The organism is Sphingomonas prati (genome assembly GCF_014643515.1).
In the GTDB taxonomy this organism is placed as follows: Bacteria; Pseudomonadota; Alphaproteobacteria; order Sphingomonadales; family Sphingomonadaceae; genus Sphingomonas_R; species Sphingomonas_R prati.
Genome location: NZ_BMJP01000001.1, coordinates 298,809 through 323,664 on the forward strand (window position 1 = coordinate 298,809; position 24,856 = coordinate 323,664).

Consider the following 24,856-nt stretch of genomic DNA (forward strand, 5'->3'; position numbering starts at 1 on the left):
GTCTCAATCCCTGTTCATGCGACAAGCGCCCGGAAACTACTCCGGACGCTCGTTCGAAATCCGTATGATGTTTCTGAAGGCGACGCCGATCCCGAGGACCATCAGCACCAACAGGCCCCAGGGCGCGGTGTTCAGCCAGCGGTCCAACAACCACCCGACCAACGCGCCGCCGGAAGGTCCCGCGATCAACTCAGCAAGCACGCGGTTTCCCTGGGAATATCCCTTGGTGGAAGGCCGCTCGGTCTTGCCGGTCCTGATCGATTCGGCGTGACGCGCCTGCTTCAATCGCTCGTCGAGCGACGTCAGCCGGTCGTCTCCGCCGGTCGGGTCCTGCCCGGGATCGCCTGCCGCCACGTCGTCACCCTCCCCTAAGAAGCGCGCACGACAATGTCGGCGAGCAGCCCCGCCAAGGCCCGGTCCCTTTAGGAAAGCGACGGAACCAAGTCAACACAGGCCCGCCCCGGCGCGCCCGCCATGGTCCGAACCTGCGCCGCTTGTGGCCTCAGCCGCACACCGCCGGCAACGCGATCGGCCCGGCGCCACGCGTCTGCCAGCTGCCGCCGATGCTGTATTTCTGGCCCGGCGCCACGCGTTTGGCCAGCTGGTCGCATCCGCGTGCGGTCGCCACTTCCTGCACGGTCGCCTTCTGCCGCGCGGCGATATCGGTGTAGATCGCGCGCCGCTTGATGTTCACCGCGTCGACCGCTGACTTCACTGCGCCCGACGGCGACGTCACGAAACCGAGATACCCGTCAGCCTGCTCGCCGACGTCGCCGCTCGCCCGCGCCGCCGCCACCACGCCGTCGTCGCCCTGCGCCAGCGCGACTTGCGCGGTACCCAGCAGGACCACCAGGCCACCGGCCGCCAACCATTTCATCCGTCGCGTCATGTCAGAATACTCCCGGATATTGCTGGTCGAGATTCTGCACGTCCTTGCGAAGGCTGACCACCACCTCCTGCCGGATATTGACGTTCAGGTTGATTTCGATCGGCTTGTCCGGCGCCTTGACCGAAATACAGCCGCCCAGCAGCAGCACCGCTGCACCTGCCAGGCCAATCCCTGTCGAACGTCCTCCCGTCATCATGCCTTGGTTCATCGCACGGGTTTGCTTTCCTTGGGCTGAACGGGGCCGGACCCCGGGAGGGTTTCTGCGGGCGCGGCGTCGCTGGACGGCAACGCCCGCCGGATCAGGCCGCGTGGATCGTTCAGCGATTGCGCACTGTTCAGCAACCCCCGGAACGGCGCCTTGATCACGATATTGAACCGGAACGGCAGGTTGGAAAAGGCCGACAGCAACCCGTTCTTGCGGATCGCCTCGCGCGGCGTCTGGTTCGTCCCGTCGAACACGACCTTGCTGATCAGTTCACCGTCCAGCGCCCCGTCGAGCAGGATCGTGAGGTCGCGATATTTCATCCGCTTCAGCGCATCGAACGCCAGCGATCCGAACATGCCGAGCTTCGCGTTCGATACCTCGCCGACATACGCCAGCGTCCCGCCGCCCGGCCGTACCGCGAGCCGACCGCCGGCGATCCGCCCGCCGCGATCGTCGAAGATCATCGGCATCATCCCGTCGAACGTCCCCGTCACCGCGATATTGTCGAACCCGAACTGCTGCACGAACAGGGCGGCGTCCATTCCCGTGATGCGGAACGTCATGCGCCGCTCCGTCGACCCGCCGAAATCGAGCAGGGTCGGGTCGAGCGTCAGCTCCCCGCCGGAAAACGGCCACCGCCCGCCCTCCACCTGGACGCGCTGATCCGGCAGCAGGCTGTACCGCACCACTCCGTCGGTCACCGCGATGCCGGGGTTGATCTCCGCGACCGTCGCCACCTGCCCCGGCGCGCTGCGCAGGGCGAGCAGATCGTCGAACGTCACCCGCGTCTTCAGGCCCGTCACCGGCCCGAACACGGCGGCCAGGTCCAGCGCGTCGGTGCCGAACGTGCCCGTGCTGGTGACGCCGCGACGCGTCCAGGCGATGTCGCCCTGCCCGGTAACCGTCCCCTTCACGTTCGCCACCACGCCCAGCGTCAGCCGGGTCAGCTGCTCCGGCTGCAACGTCGGCCCGAACGTGATCCCCGGCACCGCCAACCGAGCCGTACCGGCCCCCGTATTCAGATCATGCCGGATCGCCACGTCGGTCACCGCGACGCCCGCTGCCGGGGTCTGCAACCGCCCGCCCGCCACTACGCGATTGTCCGCAAGCGTCAGCTTGAAATTGCGCGATACCAACGGCTTGAACCGCGGATCTGCCAACGTGTCCGAAACCGTCACCGTATCGCCGCCCATCGCCAGCGCGCCACCGATCAGCCGCCAGTTGCCCACCGCATCGCTCAGCCGCAGCGGTACCGCCATGATCTGCCCCGACAGCCCGGCGAACCGCCCGCCCACGCCACCGGTGATGAAATTCCCCGCCAGCCGCTCCGCATCGATCCGCAACGTCCGGTCATCCACCGGCCCGAGCCCCACGGACACCCCGTCCGCGACGAAGTCCGGCCCGGCGATGTCGAACGCCAGCGCCGCCGCGGCGATCCGCACCGGCGATCCGCCCAGCGTGCCGACCAGCACCGGCTGCGCCACCCGTCCGCCGCCGCCGACCCGCCCGTTCGCCCCGCGGAACAGCATCCCGATCCCCGCCGGACACGCCGTCAACCGCGTCCGCCCGACCGACAGCCCGGACAGCCGAAGCCGATCGAACGTCACCGGCACGCACCCCGGGTTCACCACGAACGACCCGCCGTGCCCCAGCCGTCCCGCAACCGGCATCACCAGCCCGCTCATCGTCCCGCTCGCGACCGGCCCGTCCATCGTCGCAACCGTATCGAACCGCGTCGCACCCGGCGCAACGCTGAACCGCACCGGCGTCAGGTTCAGCGCCGCGCCCGCCAAACGATAGGGCGCGATCCGCATGCTCCCCGTGATCGGCGCATCGATCCCCGCCTGACGCAGCGTCGAATCGACGGTCGGCAGTCCACCACCCGCCAGCGCCAGCCGCCCATCGATTTGCGTCCCGCCGCGCGCCGTATCAACGGTCAGCCCCGAACCATCCGCAATCGTCAGCCGCGCGCCGCTGTCCGACGTCGCCGCTAACGCGCCGATCCGCAGCTGCGCGCCCTCCCGCCCCTGCGCGAAATCGATCGTACCGCTCGCCTGGAACGCCGACACCGCCCGCGTCGCAGCCGCGCTCATCGCCGCCACCACGGGCGCCAGCGGGGTCCCGCCCGCCGACCGCCCGGCGCTGACGATCGCCCCACGCGTCGCGGCATCGACCGCGGCCCCGGTCACCTTCGCATCGCCGGTCACCTGCAACGCCGGCCCGGTCCGGTACCGCCCGTCGAATCGGATCCGCCGCGCGGTCAACCCCGTCGTCACGCCGTCCTGCGCCGCCAGCGCGATCGTGCCCTGCGTGCCATTCGCTGTGCCGTCGAACCCCGCTCTCCCCTTCAAACGCACCACCCGGTTCGCGCCCGACCGCACGCCCGCCACATCGACGAACGCGCCGCCGGTCCAGCGGTCGAGCGCCGCACTCAACGCCAGGTCGATCGTCGCCGCCGGCCGGGTCAGCGCCAGCCGGTCGCCGCACGTCACCGCATCCGCCGCCACCGGCCCGTCGAGCAGCGGTCGGCGCTCCGCGATCGCCAGGTCGACCGTCCCACGCCCGTTCCGCACCCGGCATCCGCCGAACCGCAGGTCGGGCGCCGCCACCGCCATCTGCCCGCTGAACCCGTCCGACAGCCGCCCCGACCCGTCCACCGCCAGCCCGACGACGCCACCCGCCGTCTCCAACCGCAACGACGCATCGGACAACGCCACGCGCAGGTCGGGCAGGCTGAACGGCGCCCCCGTCGGCGCGGGTAGCAACCGGTCCACCTCGCCCAGCGTCACGCGACCATCCACCAGCTTGCCGCGCAACCGCACGCCGCTCGCTGAAACCGCCGCCAGATACGCCCCGGACCAGCCATAGCCGATCGTCACGTCGGCCCGCTTCGCGGTCAGGTCCGGCCGCGCCGGATCGCCGATCACGACATTCTCCAGGCGCTGGCTGCCGACCCCGAACCGCGTGATGTCGTAGGTCGCCCTCACCCCACGCCCCGCCAGTTCGGCATCGATATAGTGCGCCGCGACCTCGGTCCGCTGCGTCCAGAGCCCGACCACCGCCAGCGTCGCTACACCCGACGCCGCCGCCACGGCGATTCGGACGCGGCTGCGTCGGCGGGCGGGTACGGCGTCCATCTATCGGAGTTACCCGCCGGATGATGAACGGTTCCACTCGAAACACGCCGCGCGCGTGCTTTTTCCGCACGGCAGATCGCGGATGCCAACCCTGCGATCCCACGCTACACCGTCGCGATGATCGCTCCTGCCGACGATGCCTCCGGCCACCGCGCCCGCCTGCGCAGCCGCCTGCTGGAAGGCGGGCCGGAGGCGTTCCTCGATCACGAACTCGTCGAATATCTCCTCGCGCTTGCCATCCCGCCGCGACACGAAACCGCTCGCCCGCACCCTGCTCGCCGAATTCGGCAGCATCGGCGCACTGCTCGGCGCCGATCCGGTGACCCTGTCAAAGGTCGACGGCCTGAGCGAAGGCGCGGTCGCCGCGATCAAGATCGCCGAGGCATCCGCACTCCGCCTGCTCCGCTCGCCGATCGCCAACCGGCCGGTCCTGTCCAACTGGCAGGCGCTGCTCGACTATCTCCACGCCGACATGGCCCACCGCGCCACGGAACGCGTCCGCGTGCTGCACCTCGACACCCGCAACAAGCTGATCCGCGACGAACTCGTGTCGGAAGGTTCGATCGACCAGGCCGCCGTCCATGTGCGTGAGGTCGTGAAGCGCGCGCTCGAACTCAACTCCGCGGCGATCATCCTCGTCCACAACCATCCGAGCGGCGACCCGAAGCCCAGCCGCGCCGACATCTCGCTCACCCGCGACATCGTCGACGCCTGCCGCCCGCTAGGCCTGTCGGTTCACGATCACATCATCATCGGCAACACCGGCCACGCCAGCTTCAAGGCGCTCGGCCTGATCTGACCCGGCATAAAAGCGGCGACGTGCAGGCAACTCCGCCCCCGCCCGCGGGTTTGGCGGACAGAGGAGACGATCATGACGGACGAACCGAAAAAGGGCGACAAGGTCAGCTGGAACAGCTCGGGCGGCGAAGCGCACGGCAAGGTCGTGAAAAAGGTCACGAGCGAAACCGAGATCAAGGGTCACAAGGTCGCCGCGACCAAGGAAGACCCGCAGTTCATCGTCGAAACTGACAAGGGCAAACAAGCCGCGCACAAGCCGGACGCACTCCACAAGGACTGACTGATCCGGTAGGGACGCTGGACACCTGACTTGCCTTGGCTCCGCGGATGCAGGAGTATGCGATGAGCGGTACGGACATCATGACCCATTCGTCGGTGCAACTGCATCCCGATCCGTCCCGCACCGTCCTGCGCCCGTTCGACGTGGGCGATCCGGACGGGTTCGGCGATCCCGATCGGTCGCGGGCCCAGCGGATCGTCGATCACATCCTGCGGCTCGACGAGGATGAACGCCGCATCGAACTCGATCGCGTCCTGGCGTCGCTCCACAGCCGCCACATGGGGGTCGAGGACGTCCTGTTCCGCCGGTTCGAGGAAATCTCCGGCCTGACGATCGACCGCGCCGCCACGCCGCGCGACACCGCCCTGCTGATTGGCGCCTATTTCAGCGAGGAATATTCGTTCGAGGCGGCCGCGCTGTTTAACCCCAGCGTGATCCTCCACCCCGATCAGTCCGGCCTGCCGGACAACACGATCCGCTTCGTCCTGTCGCTGCGCGGGATCGGGGAGGGGCATGTCTCCTCGGTCACGTTCCGCACCGGCACATGGGCGCCGGGCGGGGAGGTCGTGATCGATCCGCCCCGTCCGACCGTGGTGTCGCCGCGCATCGAATCGATCGATGGCGACATCGCCAACGGGGCGGTCTGCTTCCGCTGGCCCGACGGCACCGATCCGTCCGAACGCGTGCTGTTCCCCATCACCCCGTCGCAACGCCAAGGGATCGAGGATCTCCGCCTGGTCCGCTTCACCGACGACGACGGCAGCGTCCAGATCCTCGGCACCTACACCGCGTTCAACGGGGCGTCCGCGCGCTCGGAAATGTTGAGCAGCGACGGGACCGAGATGTTTGAGATCCGCCCGCTCAACGGGTCCGCCGGCGTGGCCAAGGGCATGGCGCTGTTCCCGCGCAAGATCGACGGCCGCTACGTCATGCTTGGGCGACAGGACAACGCCAACATCTGGCTGCTGACCTCCGACAACCTGTATCACTGGGAGGGCGGCCAAAAGATCATCACCCCGGAAAATCCCTGGGAATATATCCAGATGGGCAATTGCGGCTCACCGATCGAACTGGACGAGGGCTGGCTCGTCCTGACCCACGGCGTCGGCACGGTGCGGACCTATTGCATCGGCGCCTGCCTGCTCGACCGCCACGACCCGACGCGCGTGATCGGGCGCATGCGCCTCCCGCTCGTCCACCCCAGCCCCAAGGAACGCGACGGCTACGTGCCCAACGTCGTCTACAGCTGCGGCGCGCTGGTCCATGACCGCACCCTGCTGCTGCCTTACGGCGTGTCCGACAACTTCGCGACCTTCGCCACGGTCCCGATCGACGACCTGCTCGCAACCATGATCTAGTGGTGCTTCGGACGATGTGTTTCACGCCACCGGCGGCCGCATCATTTCAATGTTCGACGATCGCAGCCTAGGAAGCTGATGGCTTCCCGACATCGCTCGGAGGGTGTTTCTATCCCGCTCGGGATGCAGAGTTCTCATGTGGTATGAGCGAGGCCTCCGGCGAAAAGGCTCGCTATACCGACGGCACAGATGCGCCTAAGGGGACTAAGCCAAAAATATTGAACCACATTGGAAACAAGTGGGGAGCTTCTGTTGCTCGGCGCCCCCCGTACCGCCGGTGTCCGCTTCTGTTGCCCGGTGCGGCCCCAACCGCGCTTTTGTCTGTTTAACTTCGTCCGTTAGGACTTAGTTACGCAGCAATCGCGAGTGCCTCGTTGTCGTTAGCACTTGTGGTTGTGATCGGTTTTACGGCTCAATCAGGCCGGGCAAAAATATCGTCTTTCAACACACGTCGATCCTAGTTCGGCCCCGTCACAATCGGCGCCGCCCGTCTAGGGTCGGGTGCGCCGATGATGGTGGAGCCGCCGGGTACTGCCCCCGGGTCCGCTGCGTCTATGTCACGACATCATTTATCACCATAGCCGGGCGAACCCGGCACCGGAGATATAGGAGGGTGCGCAACAGTTCGCAACATGTCGGTCACACGACGGGCGGGCGACCGTTGCGCAGGGCGTCGCGGATCTCGCGGAGCAGCAGGATCTCAGTCGATTCGACCACGACCGCGGGCTGTTCCGGCGCCTTCGGGATCGCGCGGTTGACGGCGCGCACGACCAGGAAGATCACGAACGCGACGAGCAGGAAATTGACGGCGACGGTCAGGAACTCGCCGTAACCGAGCAGCGGCACACCGGCTTTCTTGAGCGCGGCATAGTCGTCCAGCGATCCGGTATAGTCGGCGGGCACGGCACCCATCTTGAGGAAATAGCTGCTGAAATCCAGCCCGCCGAAGATGCGGCCGATGACCGGCATGATGATGTCGTCGGTCAGCGACGTGACGATCCGGCCGAACGCGGCGCCGATGATCACGGCGACCGCCAGATCGAGCACGTTGCCACGGCTGACGAACGCCTTGAATTCGGTAAGCATCGACGGTCTCCCTGTTTCGCCCGTGATCTGGCATCGGCGGTACTGCGCGGGCAAGCAGTTATTGCGGGCCGGCGGGGCGCACGGTAGACCGCCGTCCGAGACCTCCGAGGGGAACATCATGCCGCATCCGACCCGTCGCCGCATCCGGTTGCTCGTTCCGTTCGCCGCACTGCTGCTGTCCGCGTGCGGCGTGAACAGTGTGCCGACCGCGGAGGAGACCGCCAAGGCGCGCTGGGCGGATGTGCAGAACGAATATCAGCGGCGCGCTGACCTGATCCCCAACATGGTCGCCACGGTGAAGGGTTATGCCACGCAGGAAAAGGACGTGCTGACCCAGGTGACGCAGGCGCGCGCGAACGCGACGGCGATCAACGTGCGGACCGACGACCCGGAATCGCTGAAGCGGTTCGGCGCGGCGCAGGGCGAGCTGTCCGCCGCACTCGGCCGGCTGATGTCAGTGACGGAGAATTATCCGGACCTGAAGTCGAACGCGAATTTCCTGGCGTTGCAGGCGACGCTGGAGGGGACCGAGAACCAGATCCGCATCGCGCGGCGCGATTATAACGAGGCGGTGCAGGCGTATAATACGCGCATCCGGACCTTCCCCGACGCGATCGGCGCGAAGATCTTCTACGGCGCGAAGCCGATGACGCCGTTCGAGGCGACGACGCCGGGCGCGCAGACCGCGCCGACCATCGATTTCTCGCCGAAACCGGCGTGATGCGCGCGTGGCGGGCGGTGCCGGCGCTGCTGGTCGCGCTGGCCCCCCTGCCCGCGGTCGCGCAGACCTTTCCGAAGTTCACGGGGCTGGTGGTCGACCAGGCGAACGTGATCCCGCCGGCGGACGAGGCGGCGCTGACCGCCAAGCTGCAGGCGTTGCAGAAGGATACCGGGCGGCAGCTAGTCGTCGCGACGATCGCGGACCTGCAGGGGTATAGTGGCGAGGATTATGGCTACCGGCTCGGGCGCGCCTGGGGCGTCGGGCTCGGCAAGATCGACAATGGCGCGATCCTGTTCGTGGCGCCCAACGGCGCGGCGGGGAAGCGGGTCGTGCGGGTGGAGGTCGGTTACGGCCTGACCCCGGTGCTGACCGATACATTTTCCAGCATCGTTGTGAACACGGTGATCCTGCCGCGGTTCAAGGCTGGCGACATTCCGGGTGGGCTGACGGCGGGCACGGACGCGCTGATCGCCCAGTTGCGGCTGCCCGATGCGGCGGCGCAGGCCAAGGCGGAAGCGGCGGCGAAGGAGTATGACGCGGAGCATAAGAGCGGCGGCGGGATCCCGGTGGAGATGATCTTCGTCGGGCTGGTGCTGCTGTTCGTGCTGCTATCGATGATGCGCGGGCGCGGCGGTGGTGGCGGGCGGCGGCATCGTGGCGGCGGGATGCCGGTGATCCTGTGGGGACCGGGGCTCGGCGGTGGTTTCGGTGGCAGCGGTTTTGGCGGCGGCGGGGACAGCGGTGGTTCGTCCGGCGGGGGCTGGATGGGCGGCGGGTTCACGGGCGGCGGCGGCGGATCGTTCGGCGGCGGCGGGGCATCGGGGCAATGGTGATGTTCGCCCTCTCCGCGGCCGACAGCGCGCGGATCACGCAGGCGGTGACTACCGCGGAGGCGGCGACGGACGGCGAGATCGTGCCGATCGTCGCGGCGCGGTCGGACAGTTACGGCGATGTCGTGCTGCACTGGGCGTTGCTCGGTGCGCTGGTGGCGATGGCGGTCGCGGCGGTTCGCCCTGCCCTGCTCGACGCGATCGACGCGCTGTTCCGCGGCGGCTGGTCGATCGAGGCGGCGCCTCGGCTGACGATCCTGCTGTTTCTGGTGGTCGCGTTGTTCCTGGTCCTGCGGTTTGTGATCGGTCTGCCGGCGCTGCGTTATGCGGTAACGCCAGGCGCGACCAAGGCGCGGCGCGTGCGGCGGCGGGCGGTCGACCTGTTCCGTGTCGGGGTGCAGACCCATACCGCCAACCGCAACGGCGTGCTGCTCTACCTCTCGCTGGCCGAGCGGCGGGCGGAGATCGTCGCGGATGCGGCGGTCCACGCGGTGGTGCCGAACGAGCGCTGGGGCGATATCCTTTCCGCGCTGCTCGAGGAGGTCAGCGCGGGCCGCGCCGCCGATGGCATGGTCGCGGCGATCGAGGCGGTCGGCGAAACGCTGGCGACGCACTTCCCGCATTCCGCGCGCGATGCGCCCGAACTCCCGGACAGGTTGATCCAGCTATGACCGATGCACCCGTCGAGACGATGTGGGAGGGGCGTTACATCGTCGTCCGGCGGAGCGGGCCGTGGGAATATGTCGGGCGGGCACGTGGGATCGGCGCGGCGGTGATCGTGGCGATCGACGACGGGCATGTCCTGCTGGTCGAACAATATCGCGTGCCGTTGCAGGCGCGCTGCCTGGAACTGCCGGCCGGGCTGGTCGGGGACGAGAGCGAGGGCGAGCCGGTCGAGGTCGCCGCGGCGCGTGAGCTTGAAGAGGAGACCGGGTACCGGCCCCAGCATGTCGAGGCGCTCGGGCGGTTCGCGTCGTCGCCGGGGATGGTGTCCGAAACCTTCATGCTGGTGCGCGCGACCGGGCTGGTCCGGGTGTCGAACGGTGGCGGCGTGGCGGGCGAGGATATCGTGGTGCACCGCGTGCCGCTTGGCGAGATCGCGGCGTTCGTCGAGGACGCGCGGGCGGCGGGGATGGTCATCGACGTGAAGCTGTTGCTGCTGCTCGGCGGGGGCATGCTCGCGGGCTGACGGAACGACGCGGGCTGCGCTGCGTCCTGACAGGACATGACGCAGATCAAGTTCACCCGCCCTGCCCGCCTGTTGGCCGGTGTTTCGATCGTCGCGGCGGCGGGCGTGGTGGCGGTCGGGGCATTCCCGTGGGGGGTGTTGCGCGGGCCGATCGAGCAGCGCCTGTCCGCGCGGGTCGGGCGACCGGTGACAATCGGCGGGATCGACCGGGTCGACGCGTTCGGTTTTTCGCCGACCGTGCGGATCCGGGATGTGCGGGTTCCGCAGCCGGGCTGGGCCGGGCGCGGCGACATGCTACGCGTCGCGGAGGCGACGGTGCGGTTTCCGATCGGGCCGCTGATCCGCGGCAAGCTGTTGCCGACGGCGGTCGATGTGGCGGGTTTGCGGCTGGTGGCGGTGCGCGATGGGCGTGGGTGCTGGAACTTGGATGGCGGCGGTTCTGCGGGCGACGATAGCGGCGATATTCCGCGCATCCGGCAGTTGCGGGTTCGGGACAGCGAGGTGCGGATCGTCGATGCGCGGCGGCGGCTGGATCTGGAGGCGAACCTGTCGGCCGATGCACGGTCCGGGGTGCGGATCGCGGGACGTGGGACGTTGCGCGGTGGAGCGGTGCGGGTCGTGGCAACGGGCGGTGCGCTGAACGATCTCGATCCGGATGCGCGCTATCCGTTTGGACTGTCCGTGGCGTCGCCGGCGGTGACGCTCGAAGCCCGCGGCGTGATGGATCATCCGCTGGACGTGGCGCATCTTGCGGCGCGGGTGACGTCGCGCGGGGATGACCTGAAGTCGCTCGATGCGATCGTCCAGGCGGGCATTCCCGCCACGCAGGACTATGTGCTGCGCGCCGATGTACGACGTGACGGATCGACCTGGGCCTTTCGGCGGATGGTCGGGACGCTCGGCCATTCCGACGTGGCAGGTACGCTGACGGTGTCGAAGCACGCGGGGCGGAGTTTTCTCGATGCGACGGTGCGGTCGCGGCGGTTCGATTTCGACGATCTGGCGTCGGATGCCGCGCAAGCCCGGGCGGCGGCGCGGGAGCGCGTGACGGGCCGGCGGGTGCTGCCCAATACGCCTATTGGGCTCGACAAGCTGGCCCACACCGACGGGCGGCTACGGTTCGTGGCGGACCGGCTGGTGATGCCGCCGGGGAGCCGCTTCCGGAGCTTGTCCGCGACGCTCACGCTCGATCGGCAGCGGCTGGTGGTAGCACCTTTGCGGGTGGGCATGACGCATGGGGCGCTCGACGGGAGCATCGCGGTCGACCACCGGGCGGGCGGCGATCCGCGGCTCGCGATGCGGCTGGCCATGCGCGGCGCGCGGATCGAGGAGGTGCTGACCACGGTGGCGGAGGCGTCGGGGCCGCTGGAGGGGCGGATCGCGCTCGACGGCAGCGGCTCGACGCTCAGGTCCGCGCTGGGGCGGTCGTCGGGGACGATCGGACTGGTCGCGCGCGAAGGCCGGGTCGCGCGGACGCTCGCGACGCTGGCGGCGGGGGACCTGCTGCGCGGTGCGGTGCTGGCGATCGATGGCGATGGTGCGACCGTGCCGATCCGGTGTCTGATCGGGCGGTTCACGGTGCGCGGCGGACGGATGTCGCCAGCGCCGGTGCTGATCGATACACCGGTCATGCGCGCCGATGCGCGGGGCAGCGTAGACCTGGCGACGGAGCGGCTGGCGCTGATGTTCGATGGGCGGTCGAAGCGGCCGGACCTAATCCAGTCCGCGGCGCCCGTGCGGGTGTCCGGCACGCTCGCCGATCCGAAGCTCGACGTCACCCCGCCTGATCCGGTCGGCCACAGGCGCGGCCTGCTGAGCAAGATCGGCATGGTCCTAAAAACAATCCGGACCCGCGGTGACGAGGGGCGTGGCGTTCGCGCGCCGGATGCGGACTGCTCGCATCTTGAACGGCTCGCGCTGCGTTGACCTGAAAACCACTAAATTCGCTTTGACCGTTTCCCCGCGGTCAAAACGAAAAATTCATTTTGTCACAATCATCCGACCGGAATTGGTAGGAAGCCCCAGATCGCTCCGGGGCTTCCATGGGATCAGCCTTCCTGGCCGCCGCCGATGCCGTCGTGGTTGTCGCCATACCACCAATCCCAGATGCCCCACTTGAGCTGTGCTGGCTTCTTCATCGCAAATTCCCCTGAACTGTCGTGCGACCGACTCGCAACGACAGAGAGGAATTTACTGGTTCGACAATATGGTTACCAACAAATTAACCAATTAAGCCGCCGTGCGCCGCCGTTCCTTAAGCAGCAGGCGGCTGAGCGCGCCAAACTTCATCGGCCGACCGGTCAGATAGCCTTGCACGAGGTCGCACCCCATGACGCGCAAGGCCCGCAGCGTTTCCTCGCGCTCCACGCCCTCGGCGACGACGCTCTGGCCGAGCGAGTGCGCCATCTGGATCGTTGATCGCACCATCACCGCATCGCTCCGGCTGTGATCGATTGCGTCGATGAAGCTACGATCGATCTTGATCTCGGTGGCCGGGATCGTCCGCAGATTTTCGAGATTCGAATAGCCCGTCCCGTAATCGTCGATCGAAAGCACGACGCCGATCAGCCGCAACCGGTTCAACACGGCGATCGAGTGCGCGCTGTTCGCCACGGCGACTGTTTCGGTAATCTCGAGCGTCAGCAGGTTGGATGCCAGACCATGCTCGGTCAGGATCGACGATACGCGCACGACGAGCTCGGGATCGTCCAGCAGTCGCGCGGACAGGTTGACCGCGATCCCGAAACTAATTCCGTGGCTGTTGATCGCCGCCGCCGCGCGGATGGCGGTTTCGAGGACGTGATAGGTGAGCTTGCCAATCCGGTTCTGCTGCTCTGCCATGGGGATAAAATCGACCGGACTGATCGGTCCCTTCTCCGGATGGCTCCATCGGACCAGCGCTTCACTCCCCACGATGCGACCGGACGAGAGGTCGATCTTAGGCTGATAGGCGACCCAGATCTCGCCGGAGTCGATCGCGGCATCAAGTCGACCGAGCAAGGACAGGCGCCACGCGGAGTCGTCTTCCTGCTCGGGCTCGTGCAGCTTCCAGTGCAGACCGGCGTCCGCGGCGGCGTCGGCTGCCATCAGGGCGCCGCCCAGCCGGTTGAACGGCGACGAGACCGGATCGGACGCCAGACCGAATGTGATGGCCAGATCGAACCGACGATCGTCGATCGAGATCGGATTGCGGAACAGGGCGTGGAGCGCATCGAACTGGTCCGACGTGAACGAAACCGTTTCGCACGGCATCAGCCAAGCGAAAATGCCCTCGTCGCCCTGATAGATCGTTGCCCCGCCGCTGCCAAGTGCAAGGCGGCGCGCAATCTGTTCGACCAATGCGCGTTCCTTCTCTTCCGGCAGAGTCGCTGAAATCTCCGGGAAGTTCCGAATGCGCGCGGCCACCAGCGCCACGTCTGGCGCGTTGTCGACGGCTCGCAACGCATTCAGATTGGGCAGGCCGGAGACCACGTTGACGACCGACCGGCGACGGGCCGCCTCGCGATAGGCGAACCAAAGCGACGTGCCACCGATGGCCGCCAGCAGCGCCAGTGTCGGCACGATCTCCACAAAGATCAGTTCGCGATCGAGCATGAAGGGTGCGGCGACAGCGGCGATTGTCCCCAAAATGTAGACGATGACTAGAAAGCGCCGCCGTCGGATTAAGGACGCCATGAACGCAACGATGAGCGCAGCGCCAAGCGGGACGAACCAGGGAATGTCGGTCGCCGATCCGTTACGCAGCGTCTCCGCGCCGAGCACATGAAGGATGACGCCGGAAACCAAACCGATGTTCGGGACTAGGAAATTGTTCCCGGCCCGTGCGGAGGTCAGGCCGACAACGACGTCCCGTCCCGCGATGGCCCGTGTAGGCACCACCCCGGACAGCACGTCTTGTGCATTGAGGATCGGTATGGAGGACAGGTTAGTCGCGTAATCGATCGGATACTGGCTTCCCGCTGAGCCCTCCCGATTTGCCAGGAGAGCCGAGAAGGATGGGGTTACGCCCATGTCGCTCTTCATGGCGTAGGGCAGACGGCGGACCGTCCCTTCGGCATCAAAATTCAGATTGATGCTTGATACGCTAGCAACCGGCTTGAACATAAGCGCGGGTGCGAAATAGGCGCGCACTCTAGTGATCGGATCGATCGTGAACCCGACGGGCAGGATGATCGGTGCTTTCGACCGTCGCATGGCACTGACTAGCAAAGCGTCGTCCACGGGATCAGACAGCGTCGTAAAGTTAACGCTGATAAAAATGCGTCGGACCCCGTCCGCGTTCAGGCGGTCGATCAGGGTTGCGTAGAACCGCCGCGGCAAAGGCCATTGTTGTGCCGCGCTCATCGTCCGGTCGTCGATCGCCACGACGACGATCTGCCCCGAGACCGGATGGTCCCGGACGCGATCGCGAAGGAACCGGAGCATATGTTCGAGTGGTGCGCCGGCCTGCAACAGGCCGAACAGGATAGCTCCCAGCGCAATCCAGAACAGCGGTCGCCGTTGAAACACACGCGGCCTTTCGCGGTTGCGCCGGCGAGGACGCGAAATGGATGCCGGGCTCATGCGGTACCGATGCCTGATATTGGTTATCAAACCATCAATAGACGAGGGTCGAAACGGGGTCGAAACGATCGTTCGCTTCTTATTTGAACGGTTGACTAGAAGCCTGCCTGCGTTGAGCCGCGCTCTGGCTTCGGATCGCGGCAAATTCCGAGTCCGCGCGCCAGTCAGGCCAGCGTGTGTCGTTTGACAGATTCGCAGCGATCGTCCTGACCAATTCGGTGTCGGCGGCGGCACCGCGCAGGTCCCACTTGGCATCCCACGCGTCGCAGGTCTGGTGGTAGCATTTCATATAGTCGCGCAGCCAGGCGTCGCCGGCCGCGCGGCCGCCCGCGACGAGGTCCGGCCCGCCGCCGAGCGCCATCAGCAGCAGCGTCGGCACGCCGCGCCTGGCGAGCGAGAAATGGTCGGCGCGGTAGAATAGCCCGCGTTCGGGAAGGGACTCGGGCGTCACGCGGCGGCCCTGCGCGTTGGCGGCGCGGGCGAGGTCGTCCTCCAGTTGGTTCTGACCCTGCCCCACCAGGATGACGTCGCGCGCCGGCCCCGCGGTCTGCAGGACGTCGAGCGTTAGGTTCGCGACGGTGCGATCGATCGGGTAGATCGGGTCGGTCGCATAGGTTTCGGAGCCGAGCAGGCCGCGCTCCTCGCCGCTCCAGAGCGCGAACACCAGGCTGCGCGCGGGTTTCGGCCCGGCCGCGAAACCGCGCGCGAGTTCGAGCACGCCGGCGACGCCGAGCGCATCGTCGTTGGCGCCCGGCCGGACGGTGCGGCCCTGCGCGTCGGGCGTACCCTTGCCGTACGCGTCCCAATGCGCGCCGATCATGACTGTTTCGTCCGGTCGCCTGGTGCCGGGGATGCGGGCCAGCACGTTGCGGCTTTCGACGCGTTCCTGCTTGACGGACAGGTTGGCGCTGAACGTCAGCGCCCGCATCGGCACCGGGCGGAACGTGCGGCTGCGCGCTCGGACGCGTTCGGCGGCGAGGTCGAGCCCGGCGCGGGCGAACAAAGCGGTGGCGGCATCGCCCGAGAGCCAGCCCTGCAACGGCACGCGCGCGTTCGGATCGGTGCGGATGATGTCGTAATTCTCCCCGCCCGGCGCGGTGACAGTGTCCCAGCCATAGCCGGCGCCGGCGGTGTCGTGGACGATCAGGGCGGCGATCGCCCCGCGGCGGGCGGCCTCCTCGTACTTGTACGTCCAGCGGCCATAATAGGTCATGCGGCGGTCGCCGAACTTGCCCTTGGCGTCGTCGCCCGCCACGGCCTCGAAATCGGGGTCGTTGACGAGGAACACCGCGACCTTGCCCTTCAGGTCGACGCCCTTGAAATCGTCCCACTGGCGCTCCGGCGCGGACACGCCGTAGCCCACGAACACCATCGGGGCCTTGTCGATCGCGACACGGTCGACCGGGCGGACCGTGCTGACATAGATGTCGCGGCCGCGGACCAGCGGTTGGCCCGCGACCGCGATCGTGCCGCCGGGCGCGACCTGCGTGCGGACGAGCGGCACGGGTTGTGTCCAGCTGCCGCCGCGGCCGCCGGGTTGCAGGCCCATCGCCTTGAACTGGCCGACCAGCCAGTCGACCGTGCGCGTTTCGCCGGGGGTGCCGGGTGCGCGGCCCTCGAACGCGTCGGACGCGAGCACCTTGACCGAGGCGGACATCCGTTCGGGCGAGATCGCGGGTGCGGCAGCGGCCCCTGTCGCAAGCATCGCCGCCAGCGCGACGCCGCAGCGCCATCCAGATCCGATCATGTTCGTTCCTCCCGGTCAGTCTCCACCGTCGGTAGCGTGGCGGAGGCCCATCGCGCCAGTCCGGATCGGACGAGCGGAGGAGGCTGACAGGCGCATTCGTTCCCGCTATGGTCCTCCGTAATGTCCGCCGACGATCTCTTTGCCGCAGCGCCCGCCACCGGTTCGGGCGATTATGACGCGTCGTCGATCGAGGTGCTGGAGGGGCTGGAACCGGTTCGCCGCCGGCCCGGCATGTATATCGGCGGGACGGACGAGCGCGCGTTCCACCATCTGGCGGCCGAGGTCCTCGACAATGCGATGGACGAGGCGGTGGCGGGGCACGCCAACCGTATCGACATGGCGCTGGGTGCCGGCAACCGGCTGACCATCGTCGACAATGGCCGCGGCATCCCGGTCGATCCGCACCCGAAATTCCCCGGCAAGTCCGCGCTCGAGGTGATCCTGACCACGCTCCATTCGGGCGGCAAGTTCAGCGACAAGGCCTATGCGACGTCGGGCGGGCTGCACGGCGTCGGCGTGTCGGTGGTGAACGCGCTGTCGTCCGATACGGTGATCGAGGTCGCGCGCAACCGGGCGCTGTACCGCCAGAGCTTCTCGCGCGGCCTGCCGACGAGCGAGCTGATCGAGGTCGGCGGCGCGCCCAACCGCCGCGGAACCAGCGTGGCGTTCACGCCCGACACGGAGATCTTCGGCGAGGCGGCGGGGTTCAAGCCGGCGCGGCTGTACCGGCTCGCGCGGTCGAAGGCGTATCTCTATGCGGGCGTCGAGATACGCTGGCGCTGCGACCCCGCGCTGCTGACCGACGAGACGCCGGCGGAGGCTGTGTTCCAGTTTCCGGGCGGGCTGTCCGACTATCTGGCCGAACAGCTCGGCGACCGCGAGACCGCGACGACCAGTTTCTTTGCGGGCAAGCAGGATTTTCCCGGCACCGCTGGGCGCATCGAGTGGGCGGTCGCGTGGCCTTTGTGGTCGGAGGGGTCGTACACCTATTACTGCAACACGATCCCGACGCCCGATGGCGGGACTCACGAGCAGGGCCTGCGCGCGGCGCTGACCAAGGGGATCCGCGCGTTCGGGGCGCTGGTCGGGCAGAAGAAGGCGACCGAGATCCAGGCGGAGGACATCGCGGTCGGCTGCGAGCTGATGCTGTCGGTCTTCATCCGCGATCCGCAGTTCCAGAGCCAGACGAAGGACCGGCTGACCAGCCCGGAGGCCGCGCGACTTGTCGAGAATGCGGTGCGCGACCATTTCGACCATTATCTGACCGACGACATGGCGCGCGGCCGTGCGCTGCTCGGCTTCGTGCTCGACCGGATGGACGACCGGCTGCGCCGCAAGGCGGAGCGCGAGGTGAAGCGCAAGACGGCGACGTCGAAACGCTCGCTCCGCCTGCCCGGCAAGCTGACCGATTGCGCGTCGGACAGCCCCGCCGGCACCGAATTGTTCATCGTGGAAGGCGACAGCGCGGGCGGTTCGGCCAAGCAGGCGCGCGACCGCAAGACGCAGGCGGTGCTGCCGATCCGCGGCAAGATCCTGAACGTCGCCTCCGCGAACCGTGCCAAGATCGGCGCGAACAGCGAGATCGGCGACCTGATCCAGGCGCTCGGTTGCGGCACGGGCAAGACGTGCGACCCGACGCTGCTGCGTTACGAGCGGATCGTGATCATGACCGACGCCGACGTCGACGGCGCGCATATCGCGACACTGCTGATGACGTTCTTCTTCCAGGAGATGCCGGATCTGGTGCGGCGCGGCCATCTGCACCTGGCGCAGCCGCCGCTGTACCGGCTGACCGCGGGCGGCAAGTCCGCCTATGCGCGCGACGATGCGCACCGTGCGGTGCTGGAGAAGGGCAAGGATTTCCGGGGGAAGAAGGTCGACGTCTCGCGCTTCAAGGGCCTCGGCGAGATGAACCCGCAGCAGCTCCGCGAGACGACGATGGACCCGAAGAGCCGGTCGATGTTGAAAATCGTGCTGCCGGCGGATTATGAGGAGCGGTCCGCGGTGCGCGACCTGGTCGATCGGTTGATGGGCAAGCATGCCGAGCACCGCTTCGCATTCATCCAGGCGAACGCCGCGAAGCTGGACGAAGACGCGATCGATGCGTGAGGCCGGGGTCGCGCCCCGACACCGAAGTGTCACACTGGACGCGCGCTGCGGCTGCACTATATACCGTTCGGTATGAATAGCTTGTCCAAGATCTCGATCTGCAAGGGTCGCCCGCGCGAATTCGATCTCGAAACCGCGCTGGCGGCCGCGCTCCGCGTGTTCTGGAAGAACGGCTATGAAGCCGCGTCGATGGCCGAACTGACGGCAGCGATGGGGATCACCAAGCCGAGTCTGTATGCCGCGTTCGGCAACAAGGAGGCGCTGTTCCACAAGGCGCTCGACCTCTACGAGCGCGAGAAGCTGGCCTACATGACCTCCGCGGTCGAAGCGCCGACCGCGCGTGCGGTGGCCGAGCGGCTGTTGCACGGCGCGTTGCAGATGCAGACGAGCACTTGCGACCCCAAGGGCTGCCTGGGCGTCATCAGCACCGCGGCCTGCGGAGTCGAGGCCGAACCGATCAAGGCGGAGGTGATGAAGCGCCGCGCGTCGTCCGAGGCGGCGATCGTCCGGCGATTCGAGCAGGCGAAGGCCGACGGCGAGTTCCCCGAGGGCCTCGAGCCCGCGGCGCTCGTCCGTTACCTGTTCGCGATCATGCAGGGCATGGCGTTGCAGGGCGGGTCGGGTGCGACCTGCAACGAGCTGCGCCAGCTCGCCGAAACAAGCATGGCGGTCTGGCCCACCAAATAAATCTACCGCGCGGTACAAAAGCCGATTGACGCGATGAACCTCAGGTTTATATACCGACTGGTATCGAAGCAGTCCCCCGTTGCGGGGTCCGCAACCGGGGGACCAACAGCAATGAACATCCGCACCTGACCTTACGGCTCCGGCCGTATCCAACACCCATCATTGACCGGATACCGCGTGTCGCCCGTGCGATTGCGAGTGTTCTTCTGCGTCCGCCGAACGGCGCATCGCCGACGGATCGTCCGTCGGTGGCCGCCGGCTTGCGTCCCCCGCCCATCCGCCTTGAACCGCGAGGAATTTCCCCATGGCCTATCTGGACATCGACGACATGTTCGCACCCGCCGCCCGCAGCTTTGCCCCCGCAGCCGCCACGATCAGCCCCGCCGCAACGGCGGACGCGGGTTTCCGCCCGCTGGAATGGAGCGTCATCGCGCTGGCCAAGCGCGACACGCTGCGGAGCCTGAGCGAACCGAGCCGTCTGTCGCGCGCGATGGGGAGCCTGTTCGGGCAGGAGACGCCCTCGCGGCTCGCCGACCCGCGGCTGGAGGCGCTGCGCCGGATGGCGGTCTACGCATGGCGGCACGGTTTCGCGCTGCCCAAGGCGGAGATCGAGCGGTTCCTGTCCGCCGGGTTTGCGGAACAGCAGATCGAGACATTGGTCACCAGCGTGACCGGCATGCGCGTTGGTGCGACGAAGCGGAGCGGATCGGCATGAACATGGATACCCCGATTTCGCGGACGGACGCGGTGCAGCCCGATGTGCGCCGCCGCCGGCCCGCATGGCAGCGTGGCGCGATGGTGCTGGTGCCGGTGGCCCTGCTCGGCGCGGTTGGCGTGAAGATGTTCGACCAGCCGAACGCGGCGGTGGCGGCCCCTGCCCCGCCCGCGGTGACGGTGGCGGCGCCGCTCGTCCGCCAGGTAAGCGAGTGGGACGATTATGTCGGGCGGTTCGCCCCCAGTCGCACGGTGGAAATTCGGCCGCGCGTGGCGGGCGAAGTAACCGCCGTTCATTTCCGCGACGGCGAGATCGTCCGCAAGGGGCAACTGCTCTTCACGATCGACCCACGCCCGTTCGCCGCATCGCTGGCCGAGGCGCGCGCCAACGCCGCGAGCGCGGCGAGTGCGCTGACGCTCGCTCGCACCGATTTGGGTCGCGCGCAGCGGCTCGTCGCGGACGAGGCGGTGTCGGCGGGTGAGGTCGACGCGTTGCGCGGCCGGTTGCAGGCGGCGCAGGCCGCACTCGCGGCGGCCCAGGCGCGCGTCCGGGCGCGCGCGCTCGACGTATCGTTCACGCAGGTTCGCGCCCCGATCGGCGGGCGGATTTCCGACCGCCGCGTCGATGCGGGCAACCAGGTGGCGGGCGGCGAAGGTACCGGCGGCACCGTGCTGACCACGATCAACGCGCTCGACCCGATCTACTTCACGTTCGACGGGTCCGAGGCGCTGTTCCTCAAGGGTCAGCGCGCACGGCGTGCCGGGGCGGCCCCCGCCGCGGTCGAGATCCGGTTGCAGGACGAGGCCGAGCATCGCTGGCACGGGCGGCTCGACTTCACCGACAACGGCCTCGACCAGCGATCGGGCACGATCCGCGGGCGGGCCGTGCTGTCCAACCCGAACTACTTCCTGACGCCCGGCATGTTCGGCAACATGCGGCTGGCCAGTGCCGGCACGCAGACCGCGATGCTGGTGCCCGACGATGCCGTCCAGACCGACCAGGCGCGCAAGATCCTGCTGACCGTCGACCGCCGCAACATGGTGGTGGCGAAGCCGGTCGAACTCGGCCCGGTGGTCGGCGGCCTGCGCATCGTGCGGTCCGGCATTGGACCCGACGACCGGATCGTGATTACCGGCACGCAGATGGCGATGCCCGGATCGCCGGTGCAGCCCAAGCTCGGGCGCATCACGCCGCAGGCTTCCGTGGCGACGCCGACGGCGGTCCAGCCGGTCGCGGGCGAGGCCACGCTGGCCAGCTGACCTAGCCTTCAGCCCACTCTGATCGACCTCCCGACCTCGCCCACCCGGGCGGGGAACGGCGGACCGCGCTCCCTCCTGTTCGAGGACAGACACCATGCGCTTCTCGCGTTTCTTCATCACCCGGCCGATCTTTGCGGCCGTCATCGCGGTCATCATCACCGTCGTGGGCGCGATCGCCTACATGGCGCTGCCGGTGTCGCAATATCCCGACATTGTGCCGCCGACCGTGACGGTCAGCGCGACCTATCCGGGTGCGTCGGCCGAAACGGTCGCCGAAACGGTGGCCGCGCCGATCGAGCAGGAGATCAACGGCGTCGACAACATGCTGTACCAGTCGTCGCAATCGACCGGGGACGGCAATGTCACGATCACCGTGACGTTCAAGATCGGCACCGACCTGGATGCAGCCCAGGTGCTGGTCCAGAACCGCGTCTCGGTTGCCGTACCGCGCCTGCCGGAGGATGTGCAGCGGCTGGGCGTGGTGACGCGCAAGACGTCGCCCGACTTCCTTATGGTGGTGAACCTCGTGTCGCCTGACCGGTCGCTCGATCGCGGCTATATCTCCAACTATGCGCTGACCCAGGTGCGCGACCGGTTGAGCCGGATCGACGGCGTGGGCGACGTGCGGCTGTTCGGCGCGCGCGACTATGCGATGCGCGTCTGGATCGATCCGGGCCGGGCCGCCGCGCTCGACCTCACCGCGGGCGAGATCGTCGCGGCATTGCGCGCGCAGAACGTCCAGGTCGCAGCCGGGACGCTGGGGCAGCCGCCTTATGATCAGGGCGCCGCGTTCCAGCTGAACGTCGAGACGCAAGGCCGTCTGACCGATCCGAAGCAGTTCGCCGACGTGGTGATCCGCAGCGATGCGTCGGGCCGTCAGGTACGGGTGTCCGACGTCGCGCGGGTCGAACTGGGTGCGCAGGACTACGGCGCCAATACGTATCTGAGCGGCGAGCCGACGGTCATCGCCGCGGTGTTCCAGCGGCCCGGATCGAACGCTTTGGCGGCGGCCGAAGCGGTCAATGCCGAGATGGAAACGATGTCAAAGAAGTTTCCCAAGGGCCTGGAATATCGCGTCATCTACAATCCGACCGAGTTCATCGCGCAGTCGATCGATGCGGTGAAGCACACGCTGATCGAGGCGATGTTCCTCGTCGTGCTCGTCATCCTCGTGTTCCTTCAGAAATGGCGTGCGGCGATCATTCCGATCGTGGCGATCCCGGTTTCGCTTATCGGCACCTTCGCGGTGCTCGCGGCGGCGGGCTACTCGCTCAACAACCTGTCGTTGTTCGGGCTGGTGCTGGCGATCGGCATCGTGGTCGACGATGCGATCGTGGTGGTCGAGAATGTCGAGCGCAACCTAGAGCACGGCCTGACCCCGCTCGAGGCGGCACGGACGTCGATGGACGAGGTGTCGGGTGCGCTCGTCGCGATCGTGCTGGTGCTGTGTGCGGTGTTCGTGCCGACGGTGTTCCTGACCGGTCTGTCCGGCGCGTTCTACCGCCAGTTCGCGGTCACCATTTCGACCGCGACGATCATCTCGCTGCTGCTCTCGCTGACGCTGTCGCCGGCACTCGCCGCGATGCTGCTGAAGCCGAACGAGACGAGCGGGAGCGGCAACCGGCTGGTCCGCGTGACGCGCCGGGCGGGCGACTGGTTCAACCGCGGGTTCGAGCGGATGAGCGACGCCTATGCGCGGCTGACCGCCAGACTGGTGGCCGCGCCGAAGCGCATGATGATCGGTTATGCCGCGCTGATCGGTGTCACCGCCGTGGTGTTCGCGGTGACGCCGACCGGGTTCGTGCCGGCGCAGGATCAGGGCTATTTCCTGACCGTCATCCAGCTGCCGTCCGGTGCCTCGGTCGAACGGACCGATACGGTGATGCAGAAGGTTGCCAAGCGCATCCTGCCGCTGGCCGGCGTGAAGGGCGCGGTGATGCTGGCCGGGTTCGACGGGCCGTCGCAGACGCTCGCACCGAATTCAGCCGCAGCCTATATCCCGTTGAAAAGCTTCGAGGAACGACAGGAGCTTGGCGTGACGTTCGCCGGGATCATGGACGAGGCGCGCAAGGCGACCGGTGACATCACCGAAGCGCGGCTGCTGATCATCCCGCCGCCGCTGATCCAGGGGATCGGCTCTGCGGGCGGATACCGGCTGATGGTGCAGGACCAGGGTGGCCACGGCTATCAGGAACTGGGCAAGACCGCGGGCGCGCTGATCGGCCAGGCGAACCAGACGAAGGGGCTCGCGCAGGTCTTCACCTTCTTCGACACCGCCACGCCGCGTATCTTTGCCGACGTCGACCGTGCCAAGGCCAACCTGCTGGGTGTCCCGCCGGAGCGTGTGTTCGAGGCGTTGCAGGTCTATCTGGGATCGGCATTCGTCAACGATTTCAACCTGCTGGGGCGGACATATCGCGTGACGGCGCAGGCCGATGCGCCGTTCCGTGCCACGACGGCGGACATCGCCAACCTGAAGACGCGGTCGAACAGCGGCGCGATGGTGCCGGTGGGGTCGGTCTCCACGTTCCGCGACAAGACCGGGCCGTACCGCGTCGTGCGCTACAACCTGTTCCCCGCGGTCGAGGTCGACGGCGACACCGCGCCCGGTTTCTCGTCCGGCCAGTCACTGGTCGCGATGGAGAAGCTGGCCGAGACCGCTCTGCCCGCCGGCTATGCCAGCGAGTGGACCGGGATCGCGTTCCAGCAGAAGTCGGCCGGCAGCACGGCCGCGCTGGTGTTCGGGATGGCGGTGCTGTTCGTCTTCCTGGTGCTCGCCGCGCAATATGAGAGCCTGACCTTGCCGCTGGCGATCATTCTGATCGTGCCGATGTGTCTGCTCGCCGCGATGACCGGCGTGAACCTGCGCGGGATGGACAACAATGTCCTGACGCAGATCGGGCTGGTCGTGCTGATCGCGCTGGCGGCGAAGAACGCGATCCTTGTCGTCGAGTTCGCCAAGCAGGCGGAGGACCGCGACGGGCTGACCCCGATGGAGGCCGCCGTCCGCGCGGCGCGGGACCGGTTGCGGCCGATCCTGATGACCAGCTTCGCGTTCATCCTGGGCACCGTGCCGCTGGTGATCGCGAAGGGCGCGGGTGCCGAGTTGCGCCAGGCGCTGGGGACCGCGGTGTTCTTCGGCATGATCGGGGTGACCGGGTTCGGCCTGTTGTTCACGCCAACTTTCTACGTCGTCGCGCGTGCGCTGGCCCTGCGGTTCGAACGCCGCCGGACGCCGGATGCGAGACCGACCCTCCAGCCCGCCGAATAGGGAAAGAATAAG

Annotated in this window: 19 protein-coding genes, 1 other RNA gene and 1 pseudogene; 13 read left to right on the forward strand and 8 right to left on the reverse strand. The window is 67.7% G+C overall.

The genetic code is table 11. The features are described 5' to 3' along the window. Positions 1-36: 36 nt before the first annotated feature. From IEX50_RS01400 to IEX50_RS01415, 4 genes are all read right to left on the reverse strand, one after another. The gene (locus tag IEX50_RS01400) at positions 37-354 is read right to left on the reverse strand and encodes an AtpZ/AtpI family protein (RefSeq protein ID WP_157177172.1); all 318 of its coding nucleotides are present in this window, start codon (positions 352-354) and stop codon (positions 37-39) included. 148 nt (positions 355-502) lie between these two features. After that, a complete protein-coding gene (locus IEX50_RS01405) occupies positions 503-889 on the reverse strand; it encodes a YdbL family probable chaperone protein (protein ID WP_157177173.1) in 387 nt (128 codons plus the stop codon). A 1-nt stretch (position 890) separates the two neighbouring features. Continuing rightward, entirely contained in the window at positions 891-1,097 is a 207-nt protein-coding gene (locus IEX50_RS01410) for a YnbE family lipoprotein (protein ID WP_373285262.1), read from the reverse strand. Further along, on the reverse strand, positions 1,094-4,231 hold the full coding sequence (locus IEX50_RS01415; protein ID WP_157177174.1) for an intermembrane phospholipid transport YdbH family protein: 3,138 nt from the start codon (positions 4,229-4,231) through the stop codon (positions 1,094-1,096). The genes IEX50_RS01410 and IEX50_RS01415 overlap by 4 nt, the downstream gene beginning before the upstream one ends. Before the next feature lie 117 nt (positions 4,232-4,348). Here IEX50_RS01415 and radC point away from each other — a divergent pair. The 3 genes and pseudogenes from radC to IEX50_RS01430 all read left to right on the forward strand — a co-directional run bounded on the left by radC (position 4,349) and on the right by IEX50_RS01430 (position 6,667). Further along, positions 4,349-5,030 (forward strand): annotated as a pseudogene (gene radC, locus IEX50_RS01420) (RadC family protein). A gap of 72 nt (positions 5,031-5,102) precedes the next feature. Further along, positions 5,103-5,309 carry a hypervirulence associated TUDOR domain-containing protein gene (locus IEX50_RS01425; RefSeq protein ID WP_157177175.1) on the forward strand — a complete coding sequence of 69 codons (207 nt, stop codon included), beginning with the start codon at positions 5,103-5,105 and terminating at the stop codon, positions 5,307-5,309. A 62-nt stretch (positions 5,310-5,371) separates the two neighbouring features. Continuing rightward, positions 5,372-6,667: a glycoside hydrolase family 130 protein gene (locus tag IEX50_RS01430; protein WP_157177176.1), complete on the forward strand. Its 1,296-nt coding sequence runs from the start codon at positions 5,372-5,374 to the stop codon at positions 6,665-6,667. A gap of 276 nt (positions 6,668-6,943) precedes the next feature. Here the strand turns inward: IEX50_RS01430 and ssrA are convergent. Continuing rightward, positions 6,944-7,302: a transfer-messenger RNA gene (ssrA, locus tag IEX50_RS01435) on the reverse strand. Between the two features lie 4 nt (positions 7,303-7,306). Further along, the gene (gene mscL, locus IEX50_RS01440) at positions 7,307-7,753 is read right to left on the reverse strand and encodes a large conductance mechanosensitive channel protein MscL (protein ID WP_157177177.1); all 447 of its coding nucleotides are present in this window, start codon (positions 7,751-7,753) and stop codon (positions 7,307-7,309) included. Positions 7,754-7,871: 118 nt separating this feature from the next. Here mscL and IEX50_RS01445 point away from each other — a divergent pair, with 118 nt between their 5' ends. Genes IEX50_RS01445 through IEX50_RS01465 form a run of 5 tightly spaced genes read left to right on the forward strand, consistent with a single transcriptional unit; the run spans position 7,872 to position 12,419 of the window. Then, entirely contained in the window at positions 7,872-8,474 is a 603-nt protein-coding gene (locus IEX50_RS01445) for a LemA family protein (RefSeq protein WP_157177178.1), read from the forward strand. Then, a complete protein-coding gene (locus tag IEX50_RS01450; RefSeq protein ID WP_157177392.1) occupies positions 8,474-9,307 on the forward strand; it encodes a TPM domain-containing protein in 834 nt (277 codons plus the stop codon). The genes IEX50_RS01445 and IEX50_RS01450 overlap by 1 nt, the downstream gene beginning before the upstream one ends. Next, positions 9,307-9,975 carry a TPM domain-containing protein gene (locus tag IEX50_RS01455; protein ID WP_229673569.1) on the forward strand — a complete coding sequence of 223 codons (669 nt, stop codon included), beginning with the start codon at positions 9,307-9,309 and terminating at the stop codon, positions 9,973-9,975. Before IEX50_RS01450 ends, IEX50_RS01455 begins: the two co-directional genes overlap by 1 nt. Continuing rightward, entirely contained in the window at positions 9,972-10,493 is a 522-nt protein-coding gene (locus IEX50_RS01460) for an NUDIX hydrolase (protein WP_157177179.1), read from the forward strand. The genes IEX50_RS01455 and IEX50_RS01460 overlap by 4 nt, the downstream gene beginning before the upstream one ends. 36 nt (positions 10,494-10,529) lie before the next feature. Continuing rightward, complete coding sequence (locus tag IEX50_RS01465; RefSeq protein WP_157177180.1) at positions 10,530-12,419, forward strand: AsmA family protein; 1,890 nt, start codon at positions 10,530-10,532, stop codon at positions 12,417-12,419. 303 nt (positions 12,420-12,722) lie between these two features. Here the strand turns inward: IEX50_RS01465 and IEX50_RS01470 are convergent, their stop codons facing one another. Together IEX50_RS01470 and IEX50_RS01475 are read right to left on the reverse strand one after the other, a co-directional pair. Next, positions 12,723-15,056 (reverse strand): EAL domain-containing protein, encoded by a 2,334-nt coding sequence (locus tag IEX50_RS01470; protein ID WP_157177181.1) that lies wholly within the window; start codon positions 15,054-15,056, stop codon positions 12,723-12,725. A 79-nt stretch (positions 15,057-15,135) separates the two neighbouring features. Continuing rightward, positions 15,136-16,803: a M28 family metallopeptidase gene (locus IEX50_RS01475; RefSeq protein ID WP_157177182.1), complete on the reverse strand. Its 1,668-nt coding sequence runs from the start codon at positions 16,801-16,803 to the stop codon at positions 15,136-15,138. A 120-nt stretch (positions 16,804-16,923) separates the two neighbouring features. On the opposite strand from IEX50_RS01475, the gene parE reads away from it, so the two are divergent. The 5 genes from parE (at position 16,924) to IEX50_RS01500 (ending at position 24,844) form a co-directional block, all read left to right on the forward strand. Next, a complete protein-coding gene (gene parE / locus IEX50_RS01480; RefSeq protein WP_157177183.1) occupies positions 16,924-18,912 on the forward strand; it encodes a DNA topoisomerase IV subunit B in 1,989 nt (662 codons plus the stop codon). Between the two features lie 72 nt (positions 18,913-18,984). Next, entirely contained in the window at positions 18,985-19,599 is a 615-nt protein-coding gene (locus IEX50_RS01485) for a TetR/AcrR family transcriptional regulator (RefSeq protein WP_157177184.1), read from the forward strand. Between the two features lie 304 nt (positions 19,600-19,903). After that, positions 19,904-20,314: a hypothetical protein gene (locus IEX50_RS01490; RefSeq protein WP_157177185.1), complete on the forward strand. Its 411-nt coding sequence runs from the start codon at positions 19,904-19,906 to the stop codon at positions 20,312-20,314. After that, a complete protein-coding gene (locus tag IEX50_RS01495; RefSeq protein ID WP_157177186.1) occupies positions 20,311-21,573 on the forward strand; it encodes an efflux RND transporter periplasmic adaptor subunit in 1,263 nt (420 codons plus the stop codon). The genes IEX50_RS01490 and IEX50_RS01495 overlap by 4 nt, the downstream gene beginning before the upstream one ends. Positions 21,574-21,667: 94 nt before the next feature. Further along, the gene (locus IEX50_RS01500; RefSeq protein WP_157177187.1) at positions 21,668-24,844 is read left to right on the forward strand and encodes an efflux RND transporter permease subunit; all 3,177 of its coding nucleotides are present in this window, start codon (positions 21,668-21,670) and stop codon (positions 24,842-24,844) included. Positions 24,845-24,856 lie beyond the last annotated feature (12 nt).